Here is an 18,922-nt window from a genome sequence, read left to right as displayed (position 1 = left end):
CTCAGCTCGCGGTGCAGGTGTAGGTCGGCTCGCTGTCGGGGGAGCCGGGGTCGCGGGTGCACGTGTAGGTGACGCCGGTGAGCGGGTCGCGCCACGTCCAGTCGGCGGGCGGGGAACCGTCGGCGCCCGGCTCGCCGGGAGCTCCCGGCGGTCCGGCGGGCCCGGCAGGACCAGGTGGACCGGCTGGGCCAGGTGGCCCGCCCGGCCCCTGCTCCCCGGCAGGCCCCGGAGGCCCGACGGGGCCGGACTGTCCAGCCGCGCCCATGCCGCCGGTCTCGCCGTCTGCCCCGGGAGGGCCGGACGGACCCGCCGGGCCGGTCGCACCAGGGGGACCGGACGGCCCCGACGGGCCCTGCGGCCCGGCCGGGCCGCGCTCCCCGGGCTCACCACGCGGGCCCGGATCACCCTGCGGGCCCTTCTCCGCCACCATCTCGGCGCGGTCACACTGCAATCCCGATGCCGCCGCTGCGGGCGGGTCCTGGGTGCACACGTCCGCGACCTGCACGGCCAGGTCCTGCGCCGTCGCCGCGGCGTCGTCACGGGCTGTCTCCGCGTTGTCGGCCCGGTTGCCCATGTACAGCCACCCGGCCATCACTGCGATACCGACGAGGACGAGGACGGGCAGCGCCAACCGCCCCACTGGGCGGCGCGCCGCGTGCTCGGTCACCTTTTGACCTCCGTCTCGTCCGGCTCAGCGGGCATCGGCGGGGCCTCGATCCCGTGCTCGGCCAGCAGGCGCCGCAACACGTGGATGTACCGCAACAGCGACTCCACCCGCTGCCGCAGCCCGTTGCGTTCCTTCTCCAGCGCGTCGGCGTCCAAGGCTGCCCGCCTCTGCCGTTGGAGGTAGATGGCGCCCAGTGCGGTGACCAGTGCGGTGAGGCCGGTCAGCATGGTGCCGATGTCGCCGGCGGTCACGTTCGGCCTCCGTCCGTGGCGAGTGGCCCGGCGCCACGGCTGTGCACCCTCTGGTCACGCTGCGGCGGTCAGGAGGTGGTGACGGCGGCCGGGTCGGCGGTGGAGCCGTCCAGCCCGCCGAGCAGCAGCCTGCGCATGGCCCGCTCGGTCGCGGCCTCGATGTCGGCCTCGGACGCGCCGTCCACGTCGCTGAGCTCAGAGCGAACCGCCGCAGCCAGCGGGCCCGCGAGCTCGCGGGCGAGCACGGCCGTGTCCACCTGCCCGACGGAGGCGATGAGCGCCCGGGTGATGTCGAGGTGGGCGTCGTTCCAGCCGACCAGCCCGGCGAGGGTCGCCGTGGCGTCGGGGTTGGGGGTGCCGTCGGGGTGGGTTCGCTGCGCGGCGGGTACCGGGTGGTGCAGGACCGCCTGCGCGATCAGCGCGGCCGAGGTCTGCCGGATCTCCTCCTGCACGACCCAGCGCTTGAGCCACTCACCGAAGGCGTTTTTCTCTTCCAGGGACCACTGACTGAACACGGGGAAGTCCTCCAGGGGTGGGGCGCCGCCGAGGATGGCGGCGGCTCGAGCGTTGATCGCGGGGATGGCTTCCATGCCGTACCGGCCAGGGCAGGCGGTGGACGCGCCCGAGGCCTGCTGGTGGCCGCCGTTGAGCGTGTAGCGGGTCGAGCGACCGGCGCGGTACTCCTGCACGAGCAGCTGCGCGGCGGCCTCGACCTGCGCCGCCGTGGGGCGGGCGGCGTCGTAGTTGCCGACGAAGCAGATCGCGCGGGCGATGCTGTTGCGTCCGCCTGTGTGCGCGCCGAGGCGGTTCATGCTGTGCCCGACGTAGACGCGTCCGATCGGCGTAATCGCGAAGGTGTAGGAGATGCCGCGGCCGAACCGCTGCTCACCAATGGCCTCCAGCGTGCGGACCGCGGCGTCGTCGTCGTCGAACGGCGGCAGCAGGTCGGGGGCGATGGTGACCGAGTGGTGCAGCCACCATTCCTTCGCCGGCAGCGGGGCGGAGCCGCCGCCGTCCTCGTGACGCGCACCCCACTGGGCGCGGCCGATGATCGTGATGCTCATGCCGGTACCACCTGAACGCGGTAGGACTGGAGGTTCGCCTCGGTCTGCACCTGGTAGCCGTCACCCGTGACGCCGGCGACCCTCTCGGCGCAGATAAGGACGGAGTGCCCGCCGGACAGCACCCCGGAGATCCCCCCGTGGATGCGGACGTCGGCGTAGCTGGTTGAGGTGGCGCTGCCGACCGGGCGGATCAGGGTGCCGCCGGTGGTGTCCACTCGGGCGGTCAGATTCCAGCTGCTGCCGGGCGAGACCAGCGCCCGGTGGTAGGCGTCCACCAGCACCCGGTGCGGGAAGCCCGGATCGGGGTAGGCGATGGTCCGCAGGACGTTCGTGACCCCGGTGACCGAGGCGCCGGTGTAGGCGTCGGCGGAGTACGCCCTTCCCGTGCGCGGTGGGTTCGTCGGGTCGAACGTCGTCACCCACACGGCCGGCGGGCCCGCCGAGGTGCAGAGCTGCACCCGGCCGTCGTCGAGCCGGTACACCTCGAGGCCGGGGAACGCGGTGAGCGCGTCCTGCTCGGCCTGGTTGCGGACGGGGATGCGGGTGTTCCGGGGAACGGTCTGCCGGGCGGTGTTGGTGATCAGCACGCCGGCGCCGTTGGTGGCCGTCGCACCCGGGGAGACGGCGACGGTGGCCACCTCGATGGCGCCGACCGGGATCGCCGGCTTCGCCCCACCCGGCTGTCCGGCCGCCACGGCATAGACAGGCTCGGTGGTGCCGTCGGGGCTGATGGTCGAGTAGGCGTCGTTCTGCTTCTCGTAGACGACGTCGATGCGAGTGCCGGCCCCGGAGGCGGGGGCTGCGCCGATGCTCACCTTGCGGGCGGCCTCGAGCGCGCCGCGGTACACGCCGTCGGCGTCCTGCCGCGACGTCACCCAGTGGTGCGGGGCGATCTGAACCGTCATCGGCGCGGTGTCCGAGGTGCCGGTCACCAGGGTCGTGGAGCCGGGCCCGTACAGCACCCCGGTGCGCGGGGCGATCAGGCCGGGGCCCTGGACGGCGATCAGGCCGGCGTCGTCCAGCCGGGCCTCGGCGGGGGAGACGGCGCCGGCGCCGGGCTGTCCGGGGGTGTGCAGGGCGTTGCCCACGCGGCGGCCTCCATCGGTCGGGATTCACCCAACGGTGCGTGGGGGGGTGTCAGTCCCGGCTCGGATGCTCTAGCGTGAGCAGCCAACTACACGGGGGAGTGACGAAATGCGCAGGATGCTCGCGATGGCCCGCACCCGGGTCGGCCTGTCGGTGATGGGGGGCGCGCTGCTGCTCGCCGTCGGCGGCACCGCGACCGCGGCCGTGGTTACCTCCACACCGGCCACCGACGAGGTGGCAGAGGTGACCACCGTCGAGGCGACGCCGACCGCCAGCCCGACCACGGAGGTCACCGCCCCGGCCCCGGAGCCTGTCCCGGAGCAGCTGGTCGCCGACACGGCGACGCCTACCGTCGAGCCCGTGACCACTCCCGAGCCCGCCCCGGAGTTCGCCCCCGCCCCGGCCCCGGGCCCCGCCACGGCACCGAAGCCCGTGCCCGCACCCCAATCTGTCCCCGCGGGGGCGAAGGTCGGCAATCAGTCCGGGGACAGCTACGACCCGAACGCTCCGTACACCGACCCCGCCGGCACCACGTACGTGCCCGCGCCGCCCGTGCCGGTCGAGCCGCTGTCCGAGGAGCGCCCCGACGCGCCGCCGCCAGGCGACTACAACGGCTAGGACTGCCGCCCTTCACCCTGCGACGGGGACACCCGGATGCCGCCAGTCCCGGCGGTCACCCGTGCCTGAATCTCCACCGACAGGTCCGACATGTGGCTACCGGCGACTGCGTCCGGGCCGAAGATGAACTCGCCGACGGTCGCCCCGACGACAGCCTGTGTGCTTCCGTGCTGCGTCCCGTTGATCATCACGCGGAGTTCGCCGGAGGTGCTGCCGTCCGTGGCTCCGGCGAACGCTCGGACCAGCAGCCGCGGCTGCTGCTTCGGCGCCTTCGCCCGGTACACCGTCTGCCAGTCCCCGCCGGTGACGGTGGGCCAGTCGCTGTTCCGCGACCGATAGAACACGATCGGCACGTAGGGGCGCGCCAAGCCCTGCCCGGAGTCTGTGTCGTCGGCCAGTACGGTGTTGCCGGTCCGGTCGAGCCAGCTCAGTGCCTGGTGGACCCCGTCCGGTCCGTTCTCGGGGAAGGCGTCACGCAGCAGCAGCACGTTGGTGCCGTCGGCGCGGCGCACGATCCAGCCGGGCTGCGGGGTGCCGTCCGGCTGCGCCGGGGTGACGGCCCCGATGTAGAAGGCGTTGGAGGTGTCGGCGGCGTTGCGCATCCGGAAGAACCCGCCGCGCAGCGTCAGCCCGCCCTCGCCGATCGACGCCGAGCGGAGAAGGCCCGAGCGCAGCAGCTTCGCGACCTCGTCGCGGACCATCTGCCGAATCCGCTCGAACAGCCCCGGCGGGGTTCCCGCATCGACGCCCATCAGACGGTCCCGGCCACGGGGTACATGTCCAGCGTCACCGTGTCTCCCAGATCCCCACTCTTAGTCTTGATCCGCATGAACGCCTCACCGGCCGGCAGCCACGCGTGGTCGGCGGGGACGATGACGCGGGCGTAGTCGCCGGCCAGCACCTCCACCGCGGCCTCGGCGCGCACCGTCACTTTCCAGATCTCGATCGGGCGGGCGGAGCGGTCCCGGAGGTTCTCGGCGTGCCCGTCCAACGTGGCCTGCTCGATTACGTTGGAGCGCATCTCCTCCACCTCGAGCAGCGGGTAGCCGTCGTTGACTTGGGTGGGGTCGTAGGCGGTGCCGATGCGCACGTCCTGTTCCTGGCCGGAGCCGGTCACCCAGGCGCGTTGGCCCATGACGGTGGCGTCCTCGTCGGTGGAGATGTTCAGCACCGGGGATTTGGGGACGGTGGTGTCGAAGTACCAGTCGTCGCCGATCTGGGTGAGCAGCGGGGTGTCCTCGGTGCCGGTCTCCATCACGGCCTCGATGCCGAGCCGGTCGGCGGTGTAGCGGGGCCGGAACCGGATGTCGGGGGCGGCGGTCTCGCGCTTGGTGAGCTGCCGGATCTGGTCGCCGACGTCGAGGAGCTCCCAGCCGTAGAACGTCTCGGTCCGGTCTCCGGCGCGCAGCTCAGGGAGGATGACCGGCAGGTTGCCGCCGACGTGTGCCATGGCTTGGGCGACCAGGTACTGGCCGATGCCCCCCAGATCAGTGCCGGACACCGTCGTGACGGCGTCCTGCACCCGCTGCCCGGCCGCGAGGACAGGGAGCACCTTGCGGTGGTCGAACAGGCTCCAGAGGCCGGCCGCGCCGAGGGTGAGCTGCTGGCGTTCGTCGTCCCAGGTGCGTGACCAGATGGGCCCGAACTGCTGGATGCGGCCGTCGATGTCGACGGCCAGGAACGTGCGCGCCGCCCGCGCGGTACGACGCAGGTCCTTGCGGCGCACCTCCCGTTCGGGCACGACCACCTGGTCGACGGCGCCGGCGTCGTTGTTGACCTGCGTCCAGTTGCAGGTGGTGGCGTCCAGCGTGTCGGTGATGCGGCCGGTCCGCAGGTCGCCGAACAGCAGCGTGGTTCGCACTGTCGGGCGGGCGGGGCGGCCGGGGAGCCACGACAGCAGCCCCATGCTGGGGGCGGTCACCAGTACACGTCCGACGAGGTGGCCGACAGTTCCGCCGCGGGGTCGCGGGAGCCGCCGAGGGAGGTGAACTGGACGGTGAGCTCACCCGGTGTGCCGTCGGGCGCCGCCCGGGGCACGTACAGCCAGTCGGAGATTACGAGGCTGCTGCGGCGGGACGCAGTGCCCTCCACCATCACCGTCCCGACCGCGGTGTCGACCTCGATCACCTGCCCGGACGGCACCGGCGCCACGTACCGCAGCCGGTCACCGGCGGCGGAGATCTCCCAGCCCTGCTCGAGGCCGCCCCGCACCCCGAACAGGATCGGGGCCGGCGCGGTGCCCGCGTTGGTCAACGTGACCCGGCCGAGCGTGCCCGGCTGCCCGTAGTCGAGGAACCCGGTCTTGTACAGGTTGTACTGCAGGCCCCCGCCGGGGGCGGGCAGCGGGGTGGCGACGGTGCGCGGCGGCCCGTACCGGAGCGGGTCGGGGCAGCGCCACTGCAGCAGCCACCCGAACCGGCCGATGCCCCACTGGCCCTTGAGCAGCATGGGGCGGGCCTGCAGCAGCTGCGCAGACGCGCTTAAGGTCCGCCCGGCGGCGGTGACGGTCAGCGGCTGCTCGTCGTCCTGGAACGGGGTGGCGGCCTGCAGCTGCGCGAGCAGCGCATCCCGCTCCGTGGCGGACCAGCAGAACCCCTCGACGATCACCAGCCGCTCGTCGGAGAACACCCGGGACGGGTGGGCGCCGTGGGCGTTGGTGCGCGACTGCTTGTCGTAGCGGGCCGGGGGGAGCTCCTCCCAGCCCTCCAGCGACGTCAGCCGGTAGGGGCCGTCCTGGCCGGTGGCGAGGGTGAGGCCGCCCCACAGGATGCTGGTCGGTCCCATCACACGCCCCTGGTGCGCCACTCGATGGCGAGCGCCTGCGCGTTCTGCTGCGGCGACGAGCCGGGGGCCTCGTGGTAGTTGTCGATGTGGATCAGCTCACCGATCCCGCCACCCGCGGCCCCAGCGCCGCCCACGCCGCCCGCCGCCCCAGCTGCGGCCGGGACGGCGGGCCTGGCGGCGACGGCGGGCGGCCGGACGGTGAGCCCGGCCAGGGCCTGCGTGTCGGCGAGACGCAGCATCTCGGGGGCCGTCGCAGCCTGCAACTGCCCGGTGAAATCGCCCAGGGTGCGGCGGACGTCTCCGAACTTCGACACCAGCCCAGCTTCGAAACCGCCCATGACCAGTCGGCCGGCGTTGCGCAGGATCGTTGCGTCGCGGGCAGCTGGGCCCTTCCAGTCCGGCAGCATCGACGTCAGGTTCGACAGGGTGTCCCTCACCCGCCCGAACGCGCTCTTGATGCCGTTGATGAATCCGCGGATCAGGTCGCCGCCGGCGCCGACCAGGAGCGAGCCGAGGTTCCCCAGGGCAGCCGCCGCCCTGCCGGGCAGCTCGCGCACGAAGCCGACCGCGGCCGAGACGCCGTTGGAGAACGCGGACTTGATGGTGTCCCAGTGCTTGATGATCAGGCCGGGCAGCGTGAAGTTCAGGAAGGCGTTGACCATGAACTGCACCGCGGACTTCACGGCGCCGACGACCCATTCCCACGCCTGCCGCGTCCAGCGGACGACGGTGTCCCAGTTGGCGACGATCAGGGCGACCAGGCCGATGACGGCGGCGATCACCCAGCCGACCGGGCCGAGGGCGATGAACCAGGCGGCGGCCATGCGAGCGGCCTGGATGAGCGCCTGAGCGCCCATCAGCACCCAGCCGGCGACGACAGAGGCGACCGTCACGGCCGTGGACGCGACCATGACCGCGCCCTGGGCGACGAACCCGGCGGCCATGACGACCAGCGACGCCACAGTGCGCACCTGAGCTCCCAGCCACGCGGCGGCGACGATCGCGGCCTGAGCGACGGCGGCGACACCCATGCCGATCCAGGCGCCCACCGTGAGGCCGGCGTTCAGCACCGCGGCCGCGGAGAGGGCGACGAACCGGACGATCATCCAGGCGATCTGCGCGGAGTGGACGATGGCGGCACCGATCGCGGCGGCCTGCTTGGCGATCCACGCGCCGACGACGATGGCCTTCGTCCGCAGCGACTGCACGCCGAGGGCGATCAGGTGCGGCAGGAACACCGCCGCGATCACACCGGCGACGACCATGATCGGGCCCTTGTTGGCGTCGATCCACTGCGCCATGTCCCGGATGGCGGGGATCGCGTCATCCTTGATGAACGAGGCCAGCGCCCCCACGCCGGGGATCACCGTGGAGCGGACGAACCCGATCATGGCCGTCAGTGCCGGCAGCAGGTCCTGGCCGATCGCGGCCTTCTGGTCCTCCCACTCGGCGGTGGCGATCTTCGCCGAGTTCGCGGCCCCGTCGGAGGTCTTCGCGAAGTCGCCCATGGCGCGGGCGCCGTCCTTCTGCACGATCGCGAGGACGGCCGCGGCCTTCTCCTGCGCGGTCAGCGCCTCGGCGTTCTCCTTGCCGGTCATCGCCAGCGCCTCGGACTCCACCCGGGCGGCGTTGATGTTGGGGATGAGCGCCTGGAGGGAGTCGAACTCGCCGCGGAACGCGGCGCTCATCCGGTCGGCGACGTCCGCGGTGTCCAGATTGTTGAAGCTGCCCAGGTCGGCCGACATCTGCACGACCTGCCGGGACATGTCGGCGGCCTTGTCGCCGGCGAACCCGATCTGGGAGAACATGTCGCCGAACCCGGCAGCGGCGTTGAGGGCCTGCTGCCGGGACAGGCCGAGGTTGGTCGCCGCCCCCTTCGACCAGTCGTCCATCGCCGCCGCGTTGGCACCGAAGATCACCGACGACTTGTTGATCGTCTCGTTCAGGTCCGACGCCGCCCCGGTGAAGGACAGGAACCCGTCCTTGATCTCGCCGAACGCGAACAGGCCCGCGGCGGCGGCGACAGCGCCCCCGACGGCGCCCTTCACCTTCCCGCCCAGCCCGCCCAGGGAGCGGTCCAGCGGGCCCTCGTCGACGGTGTAGACCGCCTTGAGTTCGGCGGCGGTGAGGGACATCAGCCGGCCTGCCGGGCGAAGAACGCGTCCACGGCGTCCGGGTCGTCGAGCACCGTCACCGGCTCGGCCCGGGTGCGCTCACCCGTCGTGGGGTCGACCGGGAACAGGACGTTGGTCAGCAGCGAGTCGGTGGACAGGAGGCCGGAAAGCTTCACCGTGAACCACCTCCACGTCCGTCTCGTCAACTCGTGCTGCAGGTCAGCGACCCCGTACCTGTCGTGGAAGTCGCACTCGAGCGCCTTCCAGTGGGTCAGGACTTCGGCGATCCGGACCGCTTCGGCTTCTTGGCCGCCGCCCGCCGCTCCTGGCGGTTGGCGGCCGGCGCTTCCCCCGCCGGGTCCTGCCCCCGGTAGACGGCGTTGAGGTACTGCGACACCGCGGCCAGCCGCTTGTAGGGAAGGCCGCGGGCCAGCCAGGCGTCGACGTTGTCGTCGCCGGCGAGCTGCCGCAGGATCGACTCGGAGGACAGGGAGTCGTCGACGACGAAGTCGTCGGGGACGTCGGCGCCGGCGGCGGCGAGCATGAGCCGGTCCAGCTTGAGCAGCAGCGCGGCCGGCACCTCCGAGGGGCGCTTGCACGCCCACTCCTCGCCCAGGAGCTTGACGACGACCGGCTCGTCCTCTTCGTCGGCCCAGGCGGCGTCGAAGTCGTGGAACTGGGTCACGGGCTCGGCACGTAGGTCGGCTTGCCGGACACGGTGAGCTCCGCGTTGAACCCGGAGTTGTCGTTCAGCCCGCCACCGGCCGGGGCGTCCACCCGCGCCGACACCCGGTAGGTGGTGACGTTCCCGCCGGGAGTGGTGACCCGCAGGCTCTTGAGGGAGTCGTAGCCGACAGCGTCCGCGAGGGCGATGAGCGCCTCCTGGCCGGCGTCCCGGTCACCGGTGACCGGGTCCTCCTTGTAGAAGCCCTCCATGCTGATCGAGGAGGCGCGCTGCGCCACCTTGTGCTCGGCCCAGCCGTCGGAGTCGAAGTCGGTGTCGTCGGTGTCGGTCTTCTCCGTGGAGAAGGTGAGGCTGTTCAGACCGCCGATGGGGGTCCACACCGGGATCGCGTCCGTGCCCGTGTTGAGCGCCGGCTTGAGGTGCCGGGCGAGGATCTTGACCTTGGCCACGTCGGCCGCCTTCCGCGCTGGGGTGGGAGTTCCCGGTCAGCGTCGGACAGCGGGTGTCAGCGTCAGGGCCGCAGGGCTGTCGGGCGGTACACCTCGGCGCGCACCGGCACCGACCAGCGCGGCCTGCCGTCCGGGTCCCCACCCAGGTCGGTGGGCTCGGACTGGGTGGCCAGGCACTGCACCACATACGTCTCGTCGTCCGTCCCCGGAGCGATCGTGACCCCGGCGAGGCCGTGCAGGGCGTCCCGGATCGCGACCGCCCGCGCGTACCCGGCCCGCCGTCCGGCTGGGGTCTTGTGGTCGCCGCGGACGATGAACTGCGCCGCGGGCTCGTCGTAGCCGTGCCCGCCGTCGGTCTCCGCCCCACCGGGCCGCCCGTAGGCGGCGACCGCCTCGACGGGCTTGTCGGGCAGGGCGTTGAGGAACGCGTCGGCGCCCGCCACCCCGTAGGTGACGATCCCCAGGCTGTGGAGATAGCGGAGGACAGCGGCGGCGAACATCAGGCCCCAGCCACCTTCCGCTGCAGGTACTCGACGTAGCGCTTCCGGTTGGCCTCCACCGTGTCCTCGAGGTAGTGGTCCTTGCGGCCCGGGTCGTGCTTGAGGGTGGGGTCCTCGTGCTGCACGACGGCGTACGGGGTGTCGTAAGCGACCTGCCCCACGAGCTGCTTGCGGTCGACCTCGGTGAACCCGGACCGGATCAGTGTCGTCTCCTCGATCGGGGCGACCTCGTTGGACTCCTTGAGGGTGTCCTCCAGGACGTCGTCCAGGGCGTTCGCCGCGGCCTCGTGCATGGCCCTGGTGGCGGCAGGGTTGATCTTCACGCGGAGCTTCACTGGATCAGGAACTTTCGGCCGGCCAGCTTCGCGCCGGGACCGTAGATGGGGACGACGTCGGCGACCGTGCGGGCGTCCCCGTCGATCGTCATCTCGGCGCCGGCGGCCAGCTGGGTGTCGGGGCGGATGATGCCGGTCCCGACGACGGTGATGTCCTCACCAGTGGAGGTGCGCACCAGCTGCGTCTTCCAGTCCACCCGGCAGCGGATCCGCCGGGACGGCCCGTAGCCGGGGCCGTCGCCGATGTCCTCGGTGCGGTCCCGCACCTGCACGTGCTGCCGCAGCAGCTGGGAGGGCACGCGCATCAGTACGCCCGCCCGCCGGTCAGGCCGGCTGAACGCAGGATGCGGCGGGCGCGGGGCGCGAGGATCGCGGGCAGCGACGACACCGACAGGCCGTTGGGCCCCATCGAGGTGGCGCGGGAGTAGCCGGCGATGTCGTTCTCCTCCCCGACCTCCAGCCACTGCTCGACCTGGGCGAGGGTGGCGTCCCGCAGCGTCGCCCGGTCCTCGGCCAGGGCGGGCAGGTTCTGGGCGTCGACCGGCCAGCCGGAGGTGGCGGCCTCCGCGACGAGCTCGGAGGCGCGCGCCAGGATCCGGTCGGTGTCGTCGCCGAGGCTCTCGGCCTGGCCCGGGGGAAGCCAGGCCGAGAGGTCTGCGGCGGTGGCGAACGCCCCCACGGTCAGGCCCGGCGGCGACGCGGGCGGCTGGTGGACTCGTTGGCCACCGCAGCGTTCACGGCGTCGGCGTCGAACGTGCCCTTCGTGTCCCCGCGGTCCACGGTGAGCTGCACGCCCTCCGCGATCGCCGTCTTCGCGTCGTCCTCGCTGATCTCGTCCCAGCCGCGGTCGGCGAACGCCCGCTTCTGGTCGGGGCCGTCGGCGTGGGCGATCGTCCCGGACGGGGAGCGGTACCAGCCGGTGCGCGCGGTCTCCCCGGACACCGGCGGCAGGTCGCCGCCGGTGTCGGGGGTGGTGTCGTCGGCCATCAGGCGTTGGCCTTCTCGATGTCGGCCTGGCTGGGCTTCGAGTCGAGGACCTCGAAGTCGGCGTCGGTGAGCACCACCCCGTGCTCGGGGGTGCCCTCGTTGACGGAGTCGATGCGGCCGTCGGCCTTCCGCTTGAACCACACGACGCGGTCGCGGTTCTCCACCCGCGGCAGCTTCACCGCGGACGTGGAGGCGGCCGGGTCGGCGGTGTGCGGGTTCGCGGCGAGGGCGGCGGCGGCCCGCTCGTTGTCGGCCTGATGGTCGGCGACCACCTCGGCCTCGGTGCGGATGCCGGGTGCCTCCGCGGACCGCTCGTCGGCCGGGGAGGGCGCCGACTCGGGCACGATGTGCTGCTCCTGCCGATCCTGCTCCGGGTCGGTCAGGGCCGCCTGGAGCTCCGGGTTCGGCTCGGTCTGGACCTTGTCCTGCTTCGGCTTGCTGGTGCTGGTGGCCACGGTGTCCGCCTTCCGCTGATCTGCTGGTCAGGATGTCAGTGCTGGTGCGTTCCCGGGGCCGGGGAGCCCTCCACACGGCCCCGGGAACGGTCAGGGGGCTTACGCCGGGCGCTTGACGTGCGCCACGGCGAGCGCCTCGGGGCGGACGACCTTCCCGCCGTACACGTGCAGGCCCTTGAGGGCGTCGGCGAACCGCTTCTCGGGGCGGTAGGCCTCCGTCTCGGAGATCTGCTCGGCGTAGGAGCGGGCCTGCGGGGTGGACGCCTGGATCTTGAACGAGGTGCCGGCGGTGGCGTCGGTGGTGGTGGGGACGTTGTTCGACTTCACGATGGTGAAGCCGGCCGCCTCCCCGACCACGCCGTTGCGCAGGACGGCGTCCGACGCGGCGGTGCCGGCCTTGACGAACCGGTCGTCGAGGGTGATCTGCCCGGCGAACCACGGCGGGACGACGACCTGCCGGTTCTGGGAGGCGATGTTGGCCTCGTCGAGGGAGACGGCGAGCTCGACGAGCAGCTCGTACGCCTCGCCCGGTGTGTCGAGGACCTCGGGGGCGGCGGTGGAGCCGATGTTCGTGCCGGCGGACACGTACAGGCCGGCGACGTAGCGGTCGGCCAGGTCGGCGAGGGCGTACGCGGCCTCGCGGGTGGCTTCCTGCATGACGGTGCCGGACACCTGCGCCTTGTCGATGTCGTCGACGAGGAAGTTGAAGCCCTTGGCCTGGTCGATGACCAGCTCACGCTGGGCGTCGGTGAGGACCTCGGGTGCGGGCATGTCGACGTTCTTCGTGTAGTCGAAGACCGTCACCCGGCCGATGCTGTTGATCTTCACGCGGTCGCCGGAGCCGCGGATCTGGCCCTCGTAGTCGCGGTTGACCATGCCCGGCTGGGCGTAGACGAGCGCCTTGTTCAGGTTGGAGAGGAGGTTGGCCGCCCAGACGGCGGGAATGAAGTTGTTGAGGCTCACGGTGGCCCTCTCGGGGGTCGCAGCGGACGGGTGATGGTGCTGGTCCGTGGTGTCGCCCGTCGGCGCCCGCCTGGGTGTGCGGGTGGTGCCCCTGACCCCGTGGGGTCCGCGCCCGGCCTTCCGGCTTCCCCCCGGTCAGCCGGGCGCTACCAGCAGAGTGGGATGCCGCGTGTCAGTCCTCGTCGTCGGTCAGCAGCTGGTCGGTGCGACAGGCCAGGTAGCGCACGAGCCCCGTGCGGTGATGGATCGGGCCGTCGCTGGACTCGGTGATGTACGTGGTGCTGTGCGGGTCCTCGGGCATCGCGCCAGCGGCGATCAGCACCCAGTCGGTGAGGTAGGCACCTTCGCCCTCGTCGGCGACGTGTGCCCGGACGGCCGCCTCCAGGGCGTCGGTGGTCTCCTGGCTCACCGCTGGCTCCCGTCTGTCTTCAGCCAGCGTTCCTCGAACCGCTGCAGCAGGTGGTCCAGCCACCGCCACAGGCCCTCGGCCAGGCTCACTGCCCGGCCCGCCACTCGTCGGCCATCGCGAGCAGTGCCTGAGCGCAGCCCTCCGCGAAGTCCGCCGCGTCCATGCCCTCGGGCACCCCGCCCAGGAAGGCGCGGAAGCCGGGGGCGTCCCCGGACATGTCCACCTCCATGCGCACGTTCGGCACCGGGGCCCCGGCCGGGGGCAGGACGTCGACGGAGAACGGCGCCAGCTGCTGCCCGTAGAACGACACCCACACGGTGCCGCCGGCGGCCAACGCGTCGAGGTCGCCGTGCTCGAGGACGCAGCGGGCGGAGATGCGGGGGCCGATGGCGGCCTGGTCGACGAGGACCTCGACGGAGGCGATGGTGGGGTCGGTGAGGTCGCCGTTGGGTGCGCCGATGACGATCCGGCGGGCGCCGTCCCACACCTCGCCGTCGGGGATCGAGGCCGGCCGCATCAGCCGACGCGGTCGTACGTCGCGGCGAAGATGTCCGGCTTGCAGGGGTAGAACTCACCCTGGACGCCCCGGATGACGTGGTCGCCGATGCTGACGTGCATGTCGCCTTCGAGGGTGGCGATGTGCAGCTCGCCCTGGTCGTCGGTGTAGGCGGGCACGAAGCCGTCCGGACGCGAACCTTCGATCCAGTTGACGATCTGGTTCGCGTTGGTTCCGTCGTACTGCAGTGCGACGATCTCGACTGGCTTCTTCCGCCAGCGGGTTGGCACCATCAGCCGGTCACCCGCCCGTCGGCGATGGCCTCGTTGATCTCGTCGATCCGCTTCGCCATCTCGTCCGGCGGCATCTCCTCGAGCTGCTTCCGGGTGAACGTCGGCTTGCTGTCCTTCCCGCCGTTCAGGTCCCCACCGGACGACGACGGCACCGACTGCTGCGTGCCGGCCTTCCACTCGGGGTACTCGGTGAGCACCTTCTCCACCGCGGCCTTGACGGCGGCCTCGTCGACGTCGCCGTCCTTCACCGCGGCGGCCAGGTCGGCGTTGCGGACGATCGCGGCGACCCGCTCCGGGTTCGCACCCGCCGCCAACGCGGCGACCTTGGCTTCGGTCTTCGCCACGCGCTCGGCGGCCTTCTGCGTGGCCTCGGCGGCCCGCTGCTGCGCCTGGTCCCGCTCGATGGTCAGCTTCTCGGTCTCGTTCTTCCCCGCCAGCGCCTGCGCGTCGTCGAGCTTCTTCTGCCACTTCGCCTGCTCGTCGGCGAGGCGCTGCTTGAGCACGCGGTCCAGGTCGGCCTGCGTGAACTCCGGCTTGGGCTCGTCCTTCGGGGGCTGGTCGGCCGGGGGAGTGTCGGCGGGCGGGGTGTCCGCGGGAGGCTGGTCGGCCGGGGGGGCGTCCAGGCGCATCACCAGGTCGCCGTGGCGGGCGCGGCGTGCGGCGAGGAAGTCGGCGGCCAGCTGCTGCGCCAGCTCGGGCGTCATGCTGGCGGGGGACGTGCGGGGGCGTTCGGCCATGCGGGGCTCCCTGGGCTCCTGAGGGTGGGACCCGCCCACCGTGCGCCCAGTGGTGTCAGTCGAGGAGTGACAGCTGGCCAGCGACGGCAGCCGCGGCGGCCAGCGTGCTGGCGCGCGTCTCGGCGTGGTGCTCGCGGTCGTAGTGCAGGTGGCATCCCTGGCACATCGCCCGCAGGTTGTCGTCGTCGCAGTGCTCGGGGGTGTGGTCGAGGTGTGCCGTGGTCAGGACGACCTTGGAGCCGGTGCCGTAGGCCGGCTGGCCGTGCACGTTGGGGCAGCGGCCGTCATGGGTTCCGCGCCCGCACTCGCCGAGGCACTCGCAGCGCCACCCGGCGCGCTCGGCCTTAATGCGGTGGCTGATCTTCTGCCAGTCGGCCGGGTAGCGGCCTCGGTTCTCCGGGCGGATCGGCATACCCTCAGCGTCCGGCCCGGCGTGACAGGTCAGCGGGAGACGAGGTTCACGCGGCGCCGGGACACGTCGGCCTTCCGGTCGTGCTCGGCGACGAACTCGCGGAGGGCGGCCTGCCGCTTCCGTAGCAGCGCCCGGTCCCGGGCCAGCTGCGCGGTGTCCCCGAACGGCTCCGCGGCGGCGACCCGCCGCTTGGACTCCCGCACGGCCCGCTCCAGGGCGCGCTGCCGCTGCCGCAACGCGTCCCCCTCCGGCTCCGCGGTCGGCCGACCGGCGGGCCGGGTCAGGCCAGGGATGAACCCGGCCATGCTGTGCCGGCACTGCGGGTGGAACAGGCCAGCGGCCCGGGCTTGCGCCAGCGTGCCGCCGTACCGGTGCCCCTCCACCTCACCCGGGGTCGGTTCCCGCCCGGTCAGTGACAGCACCGTCCGTTCCCAGGGCCTGCACAGGCTGCACTCCTCGGGGGCGTCGGAGATGACGACGAGGTACCTGCCCTGCTGCTGGTAGCGGTCGATGCCGCCCTGCAGGTGCGCCTGCCCCGCCGTGGTCCGGGTGGCCATCTCGGCGTAGGTGTCGATGGACCAGTTGCGGCCCTTGGCGTCCACGTACCCGGTGACGCCCTGCTGTGCGAAGCGGGACACCGCCCGGGCTGCTGCTTCCCGCCGCGTCTGCACCCCGGTCACGACCTGCCCGGCCACATCAGCGATGACCCGCCGGTACACGTCCTCGGCGGTGCGCAGGATGCGGGTGTGCGTCGTCTGCACGGTGCCCGCGAGCTCGGCGGCGTAGGCCTGCACCGCCCCCCGGTTCGTGGCCACGATGCCGGCCTGCGCCTCGGTGACCCCGGGCCCACCAGCGGCCAGCACCCCGGCGCTGTACGCCTCCGCGAGCAGCTCGTACAGGGAGGCATCCACCTGGTCGGCCAGGCGAGTGACGAACCGCTGAGCGTCCCGGCGTAGGCGCAGCACGTCGGACAGCTTCCGCTCCGCCCACCCCGGATCCGTGATCCCGGCGGCGAGGCGGTCGGCGACGAGGGCGATGAGGTGCTGGGCGGCGTCGCCGTACAGGTCGGCAAGGACCTTGGCGAACCGCGCCCCGCCGTCAGGGGAGACCGGCACCGCTAGTCGCCGTCAGCGGTCATCGGGCGATCGCCTTGCCGTGCACGACCCACGTGGCGTCGGTGACTTCGGCGCGGTCGGTGTAGTTGTCCTCGTCGCCCTCGGGCGCCTGCGTGATGCCGACGAAGCCGGGGCCGGTGGTGATCGGGACGATGCGCCACACGCCGGAGCGGGTGTAGCTGATGCGCAGGACGGTGCCGTCGGAGAAGGCGAGCAGGTCGCCGTCCTCGTCGTTGCCGTAGAACTCTTCGGTGATGTCGCCGTCGATCTCGATGAGGTCGTCGGACGCTCCGGTGATCACGATGCTCATGGCCTGATGCTCGGCTTCGCTGTGACAGGTCAGGGGATCTCCAGGCCGGGGACGGGGTCGGGGAGGCCCATGCCGTCCTCTTCCTTGATCCGCGCGACTTCCTGCGCGACCTGGTCGTCGTCGAGGCCGGGCTGCGCCAGGCGCACCCGCGTCTCGATGCTCGCGGCCCGGGCGGCGGCCAACGTGTTGACCCACTGGGCGGTGCCCTGCGGGTCGTCGGCCAGCTCCTGCCAGCCGATCACCGGACGGGCCACCGGGGTGGGGCGGCCGAACACCACCCGGTCCAGCGCCAGCAGCGTCTCGCACGACGCCGACAGCTCCGGCGCCCAATACCGCTGCTTACGGCCCTGGGTGCGCCACGTCTTGCCCTCCCGGATCCGCAGCGCGGTGCCGGACTCGGCGCGGCCCTCGATCTGCAGGCCGAACGTCTGCGGGGAGTAGCCGGCCGTGGAGATGATGTGCTCGGTGAGGGCGACCGTGGTGCGTTCGTGCTGCTCGACGCGAATGTCGAACTGCACCTGCGTGATCGCGTCCTTCCCGGTGAGGCCAGTGAGGTCGGCCATGTTGAGGCCGGTGAGCAGCTCCTGATCGACGTCGAACCCCCGCGCGGCACCGGTGGTCTGCCCGGGGCGGGCGCCGACGGGGGTGAGGAACTCGTCGGGCACCATCAGGCGGGCCTGGCCCAGGCGGAGGTCCCGCATCCACGACGTCCACGCCTCATCGAGGGCGTCGAGGAACGGTTCGCAGCCGGCGTAGTCGGATCGGCCGATCGGGTACTTGCGGTGCTTCCGGTTGGGCAGCACGTTCGGCACGAACCGGGGCATGATGCCGGGCTTCCCGCCGGTGACCTCCACCGGCAGGGCGACCTCGGGCATGAAGCCTTGGGTGGCGGGGTGGTCGGTCAACGCCACCTGCCGGCCCAGCGTCACCCCGGTGCCGACGTAGAGGCCGTGGAGGATGACGCCGGGCTCGTGGCGTTCGAGGTGCCGCCACACCTCCCCGCCTTCGCGGTGGACCTCTTCGACGAAGGTGACGGCGTGCAGGATCCCGTACCGGAAGTCGGGGATGGCCCGGTCGGGGTCGACGACGGTGAGGATCGGGTGGTCGGCGGCGGCCTTGTCCCACAGGGGCCGCAGGTACACGCCGCCGGTGGCGGCGCACACTTCGCCGGCTTCGAGGAGGCGGTTGGCGAGGCCCAACGTGTCGGCGAGCTCGTCGAGGCGGTCCTGCGCTGCCACGGTGTCGGCGGTGGTGAGCCGGGAGTCGGCGGGCCAGGCGGCCAACTCACCCTCCCCGCCGCTGCCCGCGGCGCGCCGCTCATACGCCCGCGCCAGGCCCACGTCAGGGATCAGCAGGTCCGGTGGCTCCCCGAACAGCAGATCCGCGGACGTGGACGCGATGTCGGCGGCCAGGGTGGCGTGCAGCTGCGCCGTCGCCCGGGTCGAGTCGGGGCCGATCTTCCGCCGGGACCAGAACGAGCGCCGTCCGGTCGTGCCCCCGCCCTGCGTGGTGTCGGCCAACTTCCCGGTGTCCCCGGACCACCAGGCCGCCCACGCGGCCTGGTCCTTGACGTAGGGGGCGATGTCCGCCGGGGGCCACGGAGTGGAGGCGGTGGACTGGGGCAGCGGCACCCGCCCAGCGTCAAGCGGCGGGTGTCAGCCGGGCGGGGCAGTAGCCCAGGGCGGCCCCCTCTGGGCGAGTGGGTGCGGGGTAGCGTCCCCTGGCGACACAGGGGGGTCCGTTGCTGCGAAGGGCGCTGCACACGTTGGCGGTACTACTGATAGCCGCCGGGGTGACCCTGGTGTTCCTGCCAGTTCACGCAGGCGCGGTGGACTGCGGGTCTGCCGCAGTCGATCTGGTCGAGGCCGCTTCGACCGGCGACTGCAACGCGCAGCTACACCATCGCCTGGGAGCCAGCTGGGGAGTGACCTGGGTTGGTGTAGCTATTGCGGTCGTACTGATCATGCTTCCGCAGTGGTTGAGGCCGTCGAGTAGCATCCCGCGCCGTGGAGGAACAGGCGCGGAAGCTGCTGGACTTGACGCTGGAGTACCAGGAGTCCGTGACGATTCGGCGTGACTGGCCGAGGCTGGCATCGCCTGCCGGCCGGGAGCCCTCTGAGGTGGCCGAGGAGTACGTCGCCACGCTGCGGGCGCTACTGAACGACCCGGCGTGAGCCGGGGGGCTCGCTGTT

General features: G+C 72.4%; 28 protein-coding genes. 2 read left to right on the top strand and 26 right to left on the bottom strand.

The window, feature by feature from the left end; translation table 11 throughout:
• Position 1 precedes the first annotated feature (1 nt).
• The 4 genes from CHB94_RS26545 to CHB94_RS03690 all read right to left on the bottom strand — a co-directional run bounded on the left by CHB94_RS26545 (position 2) and on the right by CHB94_RS03690 (position 3,070).
• Positions 2-667, bottom strand: coding sequence for a hypothetical protein (locus CHB94_RS26545; protein ID WP_217899152.1), 666 nt, complete (start codon positions 665-667; stop codon positions 2-4).
• Positions 664-918: a hypothetical protein gene (locus tag CHB94_RS03700; protein WP_089335249.1), complete on the bottom strand. Its 255-nt coding sequence runs from the start codon at positions 916-918 to the stop codon at positions 664-666. Before CHB94_RS03700 ends, CHB94_RS26545 begins: the two co-directional genes overlap by 4 nt.
• 68 nt (positions 919-986) lie before the next feature.
• Positions 987-1,982: a peptidoglycan recognition protein family protein gene (locus tag CHB94_RS03695; protein ID WP_089335248.1), complete on the bottom strand. Its 996-nt coding sequence runs from the start codon at positions 1,980-1,982 to the stop codon at positions 987-989.
• Positions 1,979-3,070, bottom strand: a complete 1,092-nt coding sequence (locus CHB94_RS03690) for a hypothetical protein (protein WP_089335247.1) — start codon at positions 3,068-3,070, stop codon at positions 1,979-1,981. Before CHB94_RS03690 ends, CHB94_RS03695 begins: the two co-directional genes overlap by 4 nt.
• Before the next feature lie 106 nt (positions 3,071-3,176).
• On the opposite strand from CHB94_RS03690, the gene CHB94_RS03685 reads away from it, so the two are divergent.
• A complete protein-coding gene (locus CHB94_RS03685; RefSeq protein ID WP_141137413.1) occupies positions 3,177-3,686 on the top strand; it encodes a superantigen-like protein SSL4 in 510 nt (169 codons plus the stop codon).
• Here CHB94_RS03685 and CHB94_RS03680 read toward each other — a convergent pair.
• From CHB94_RS03680 to CHB94_RS03580, 22 genes are all read right to left on the bottom strand, one after another.
• A complete protein-coding gene (locus tag CHB94_RS03680; protein ID WP_089335245.1) occupies positions 3,683-4,438 on the bottom strand; it encodes a hypothetical protein in 756 nt (251 codons plus the stop codon). The genes CHB94_RS03685 and CHB94_RS03680 overlap by 4 nt on opposite strands.
• Positions 4,438-5,607, bottom strand: coding sequence for a hypothetical protein (locus CHB94_RS03675; RefSeq protein WP_089335244.1), 1,170 nt, complete (start codon positions 5,605-5,607; stop codon positions 4,438-4,440). The genes CHB94_RS03680 and CHB94_RS03675 overlap by 1 nt, the downstream gene beginning before the upstream one ends.
• A complete protein-coding gene (locus CHB94_RS03670) occupies positions 5,604-6,470 on the bottom strand; it encodes a phage tail family protein (protein ID WP_141137412.1) in 867 nt (288 codons plus the stop codon). Before CHB94_RS03670 ends, CHB94_RS03675 begins: the two co-directional genes overlap by 4 nt.
• Positions 6,470-8,605 (bottom strand): phage tail protein, encoded by a 2,136-nt coding sequence (locus CHB94_RS03665; RefSeq protein ID WP_089335242.1) that lies wholly within the window; start codon positions 8,603-8,605, stop codon positions 6,470-6,472. Before CHB94_RS03665 ends, CHB94_RS03670 begins: the two co-directional genes overlap by 1 nt.
• On the bottom strand, positions 8,605-8,760 hold the full coding sequence (locus tag CHB94_RS24970) for a hypothetical protein (protein WP_176445400.1): 156 nt from the start codon (positions 8,758-8,760) through the stop codon (positions 8,605-8,607). The genes CHB94_RS03665 and CHB94_RS24970 overlap by 1 nt, the downstream gene beginning before the upstream one ends.
• A gap of 95 nt (positions 8,761-8,855) precedes the next feature.
• On the bottom strand, positions 8,856-9,269 hold the full coding sequence (locus CHB94_RS24965) for a hypothetical protein (protein WP_089335241.1): 414 nt from the start codon (positions 9,267-9,269) through the stop codon (positions 8,856-8,858).
• Positions 9,266-9,718 carry a phage tail tube protein gene (locus CHB94_RS03655; protein ID WP_089335240.1) on the bottom strand — a complete coding sequence of 151 codons (453 nt, stop codon included), beginning with the start codon at positions 9,716-9,718 and terminating at the stop codon, positions 9,266-9,268. The genes CHB94_RS24965 and CHB94_RS03655 overlap by 4 nt, the downstream gene beginning before the upstream one ends.
• A gap of 62 nt (positions 9,719-9,780) precedes the next feature.
• Complete coding sequence (locus CHB94_RS03650; protein WP_089335239.1) at positions 9,781-10,218, bottom strand: minor capsid protein; 438 nt, start codon at positions 10,216-10,218, stop codon at positions 9,781-9,783.
• Positions 10,218-10,541, bottom strand: a complete 324-nt coding sequence (locus tag CHB94_RS03645; protein ID WP_141137410.1) for a hypothetical protein — start codon at positions 10,539-10,541, stop codon at positions 10,218-10,220. The genes CHB94_RS03650 and CHB94_RS03645 overlap by 1 nt, the downstream gene beginning before the upstream one ends.
• An 8-nt stretch (positions 10,542-10,549) precedes the next feature.
• The gene (locus CHB94_RS03640) at positions 10,550-10,858 is read right to left on the bottom strand and encodes a hypothetical protein (protein ID WP_089335237.1); all 309 of its coding nucleotides are present in this window, start codon (positions 10,856-10,858) and stop codon (positions 10,550-10,552) included.
• Complete coding sequence (locus tag CHB94_RS03635) at positions 10,858-11,232, bottom strand: hypothetical protein (RefSeq protein ID WP_089335236.1); 375 nt, start codon at positions 11,230-11,232, stop codon at positions 10,858-10,860. The genes CHB94_RS03640 and CHB94_RS03635 overlap by 1 nt, the downstream gene beginning before the upstream one ends.
• Positions 11,233-11,234: 2 nt before the next feature.
• Complete coding sequence (locus CHB94_RS03630) at positions 11,235-11,540, bottom strand: hypothetical protein (protein WP_089335235.1); 306 nt, start codon at positions 11,538-11,540, stop codon at positions 11,235-11,237.
• Positions 11,540-11,995 carry a hypothetical protein gene (locus tag CHB94_RS03625; protein ID WP_089335234.1) on the bottom strand — a complete coding sequence of 152 codons (456 nt, stop codon included), beginning with the start codon at positions 11,993-11,995 and terminating at the stop codon, positions 11,540-11,542. The genes CHB94_RS03630 and CHB94_RS03625 overlap by 1 nt, the downstream gene beginning before the upstream one ends.
• Before the next feature lie 99 nt (positions 11,996-12,094).
• A complete protein-coding gene (locus CHB94_RS03620) occupies positions 12,095-12,958 on the bottom strand; it encodes a phage major capsid protein (protein ID WP_089335233.1) in 864 nt (287 codons plus the stop codon).
• 172 nt (positions 12,959-13,130) lie between these two features.
• Positions 13,131-13,367, bottom strand: a complete 237-nt coding sequence (locus CHB94_RS03615) for a hypothetical protein (RefSeq protein ID WP_089335232.1) — start codon at positions 13,365-13,367, stop codon at positions 13,131-13,133.
• An 85-nt stretch (positions 13,368-13,452) separates the two neighbouring features.
• Entirely contained in the window at positions 13,453-13,884 is a 432-nt protein-coding gene (locus CHB94_RS03610; RefSeq protein WP_089335231.1) for a hypothetical protein, read from the bottom strand.
• Positions 13,884-14,156, bottom strand: coding sequence for a hypothetical protein (locus tag CHB94_RS03605; RefSeq protein WP_089335230.1), 273 nt, complete (start codon positions 14,154-14,156; stop codon positions 13,884-13,886). The genes CHB94_RS03610 and CHB94_RS03605 overlap by 1 nt, the downstream gene beginning before the upstream one ends.
• Positions 14,156-14,893 (bottom strand): capsid assembly scaffolding protein Gp46 family protein, encoded by a 738-nt coding sequence (locus CHB94_RS03600; protein ID WP_089335229.1) that lies wholly within the window; start codon positions 14,891-14,893, stop codon positions 14,156-14,158. The genes CHB94_RS03605 and CHB94_RS03600 overlap by 1 nt, the downstream gene beginning before the upstream one ends.
• Positions 14,894-14,948: 55 nt before the next feature.
• Positions 14,949-15,305 (bottom strand): hypothetical protein, encoded by a 357-nt coding sequence (locus CHB94_RS03595; protein ID WP_089335228.1) that lies wholly within the window; start codon positions 15,303-15,305, stop codon positions 14,949-14,951.
• Between the two features lie 29 nt (positions 15,306-15,334).
• Positions 15,335-16,420, bottom strand: a complete 1,086-nt coding sequence (locus CHB94_RS03590; RefSeq protein ID WP_089335227.1) for a phage minor capsid protein — start codon at positions 16,418-16,420, stop codon at positions 15,335-15,337.
• 19 nt (positions 16,421-16,439) lie between these two features.
• Positions 16,440-16,730 (bottom strand): hypothetical protein, encoded by a 291-nt coding sequence (locus tag CHB94_RS03585; RefSeq protein ID WP_089335226.1) that lies wholly within the window; start codon positions 16,728-16,730, stop codon positions 16,440-16,442.
• 29 nt (positions 16,731-16,759) lie between these two features.
• Positions 16,760-18,361, bottom strand: a complete 1,602-nt coding sequence (locus tag CHB94_RS03580) for a hypothetical protein (RefSeq protein ID WP_089335225.1) — start codon at positions 18,359-18,361, stop codon at positions 16,760-16,762.
• A 375-nt stretch (positions 18,362-18,736) separates the two neighbouring features.
• Here CHB94_RS03580 and CHB94_RS24960 point away from each other — a divergent pair, with 375 nt between their 5' ends.
• Positions 18,737-18,904 carry a hypothetical protein gene (locus tag CHB94_RS24960; protein ID WP_176445399.1) on the top strand — a complete coding sequence of 56 codons (168 nt, stop codon included), beginning with the start codon at positions 18,737-18,739 and terminating at the stop codon, positions 18,902-18,904.
• Positions 18,905-18,922 lie beyond the last annotated feature (18 nt).

Origin of the sequence: Blastococcus mobilis (assembly GCF_900188025.1) — a bacterium.
Classification (GTDB): Bacteria; Actinomycetota; Actinomycetes; order Mycobacteriales; family Geodermatophilaceae; genus Blastococcus_B; species Blastococcus_B mobilis.
Note: the sequence above shows the minus strand (reverse complement) of the source record. Positions and strands in the feature narration are given on the sequence as shown.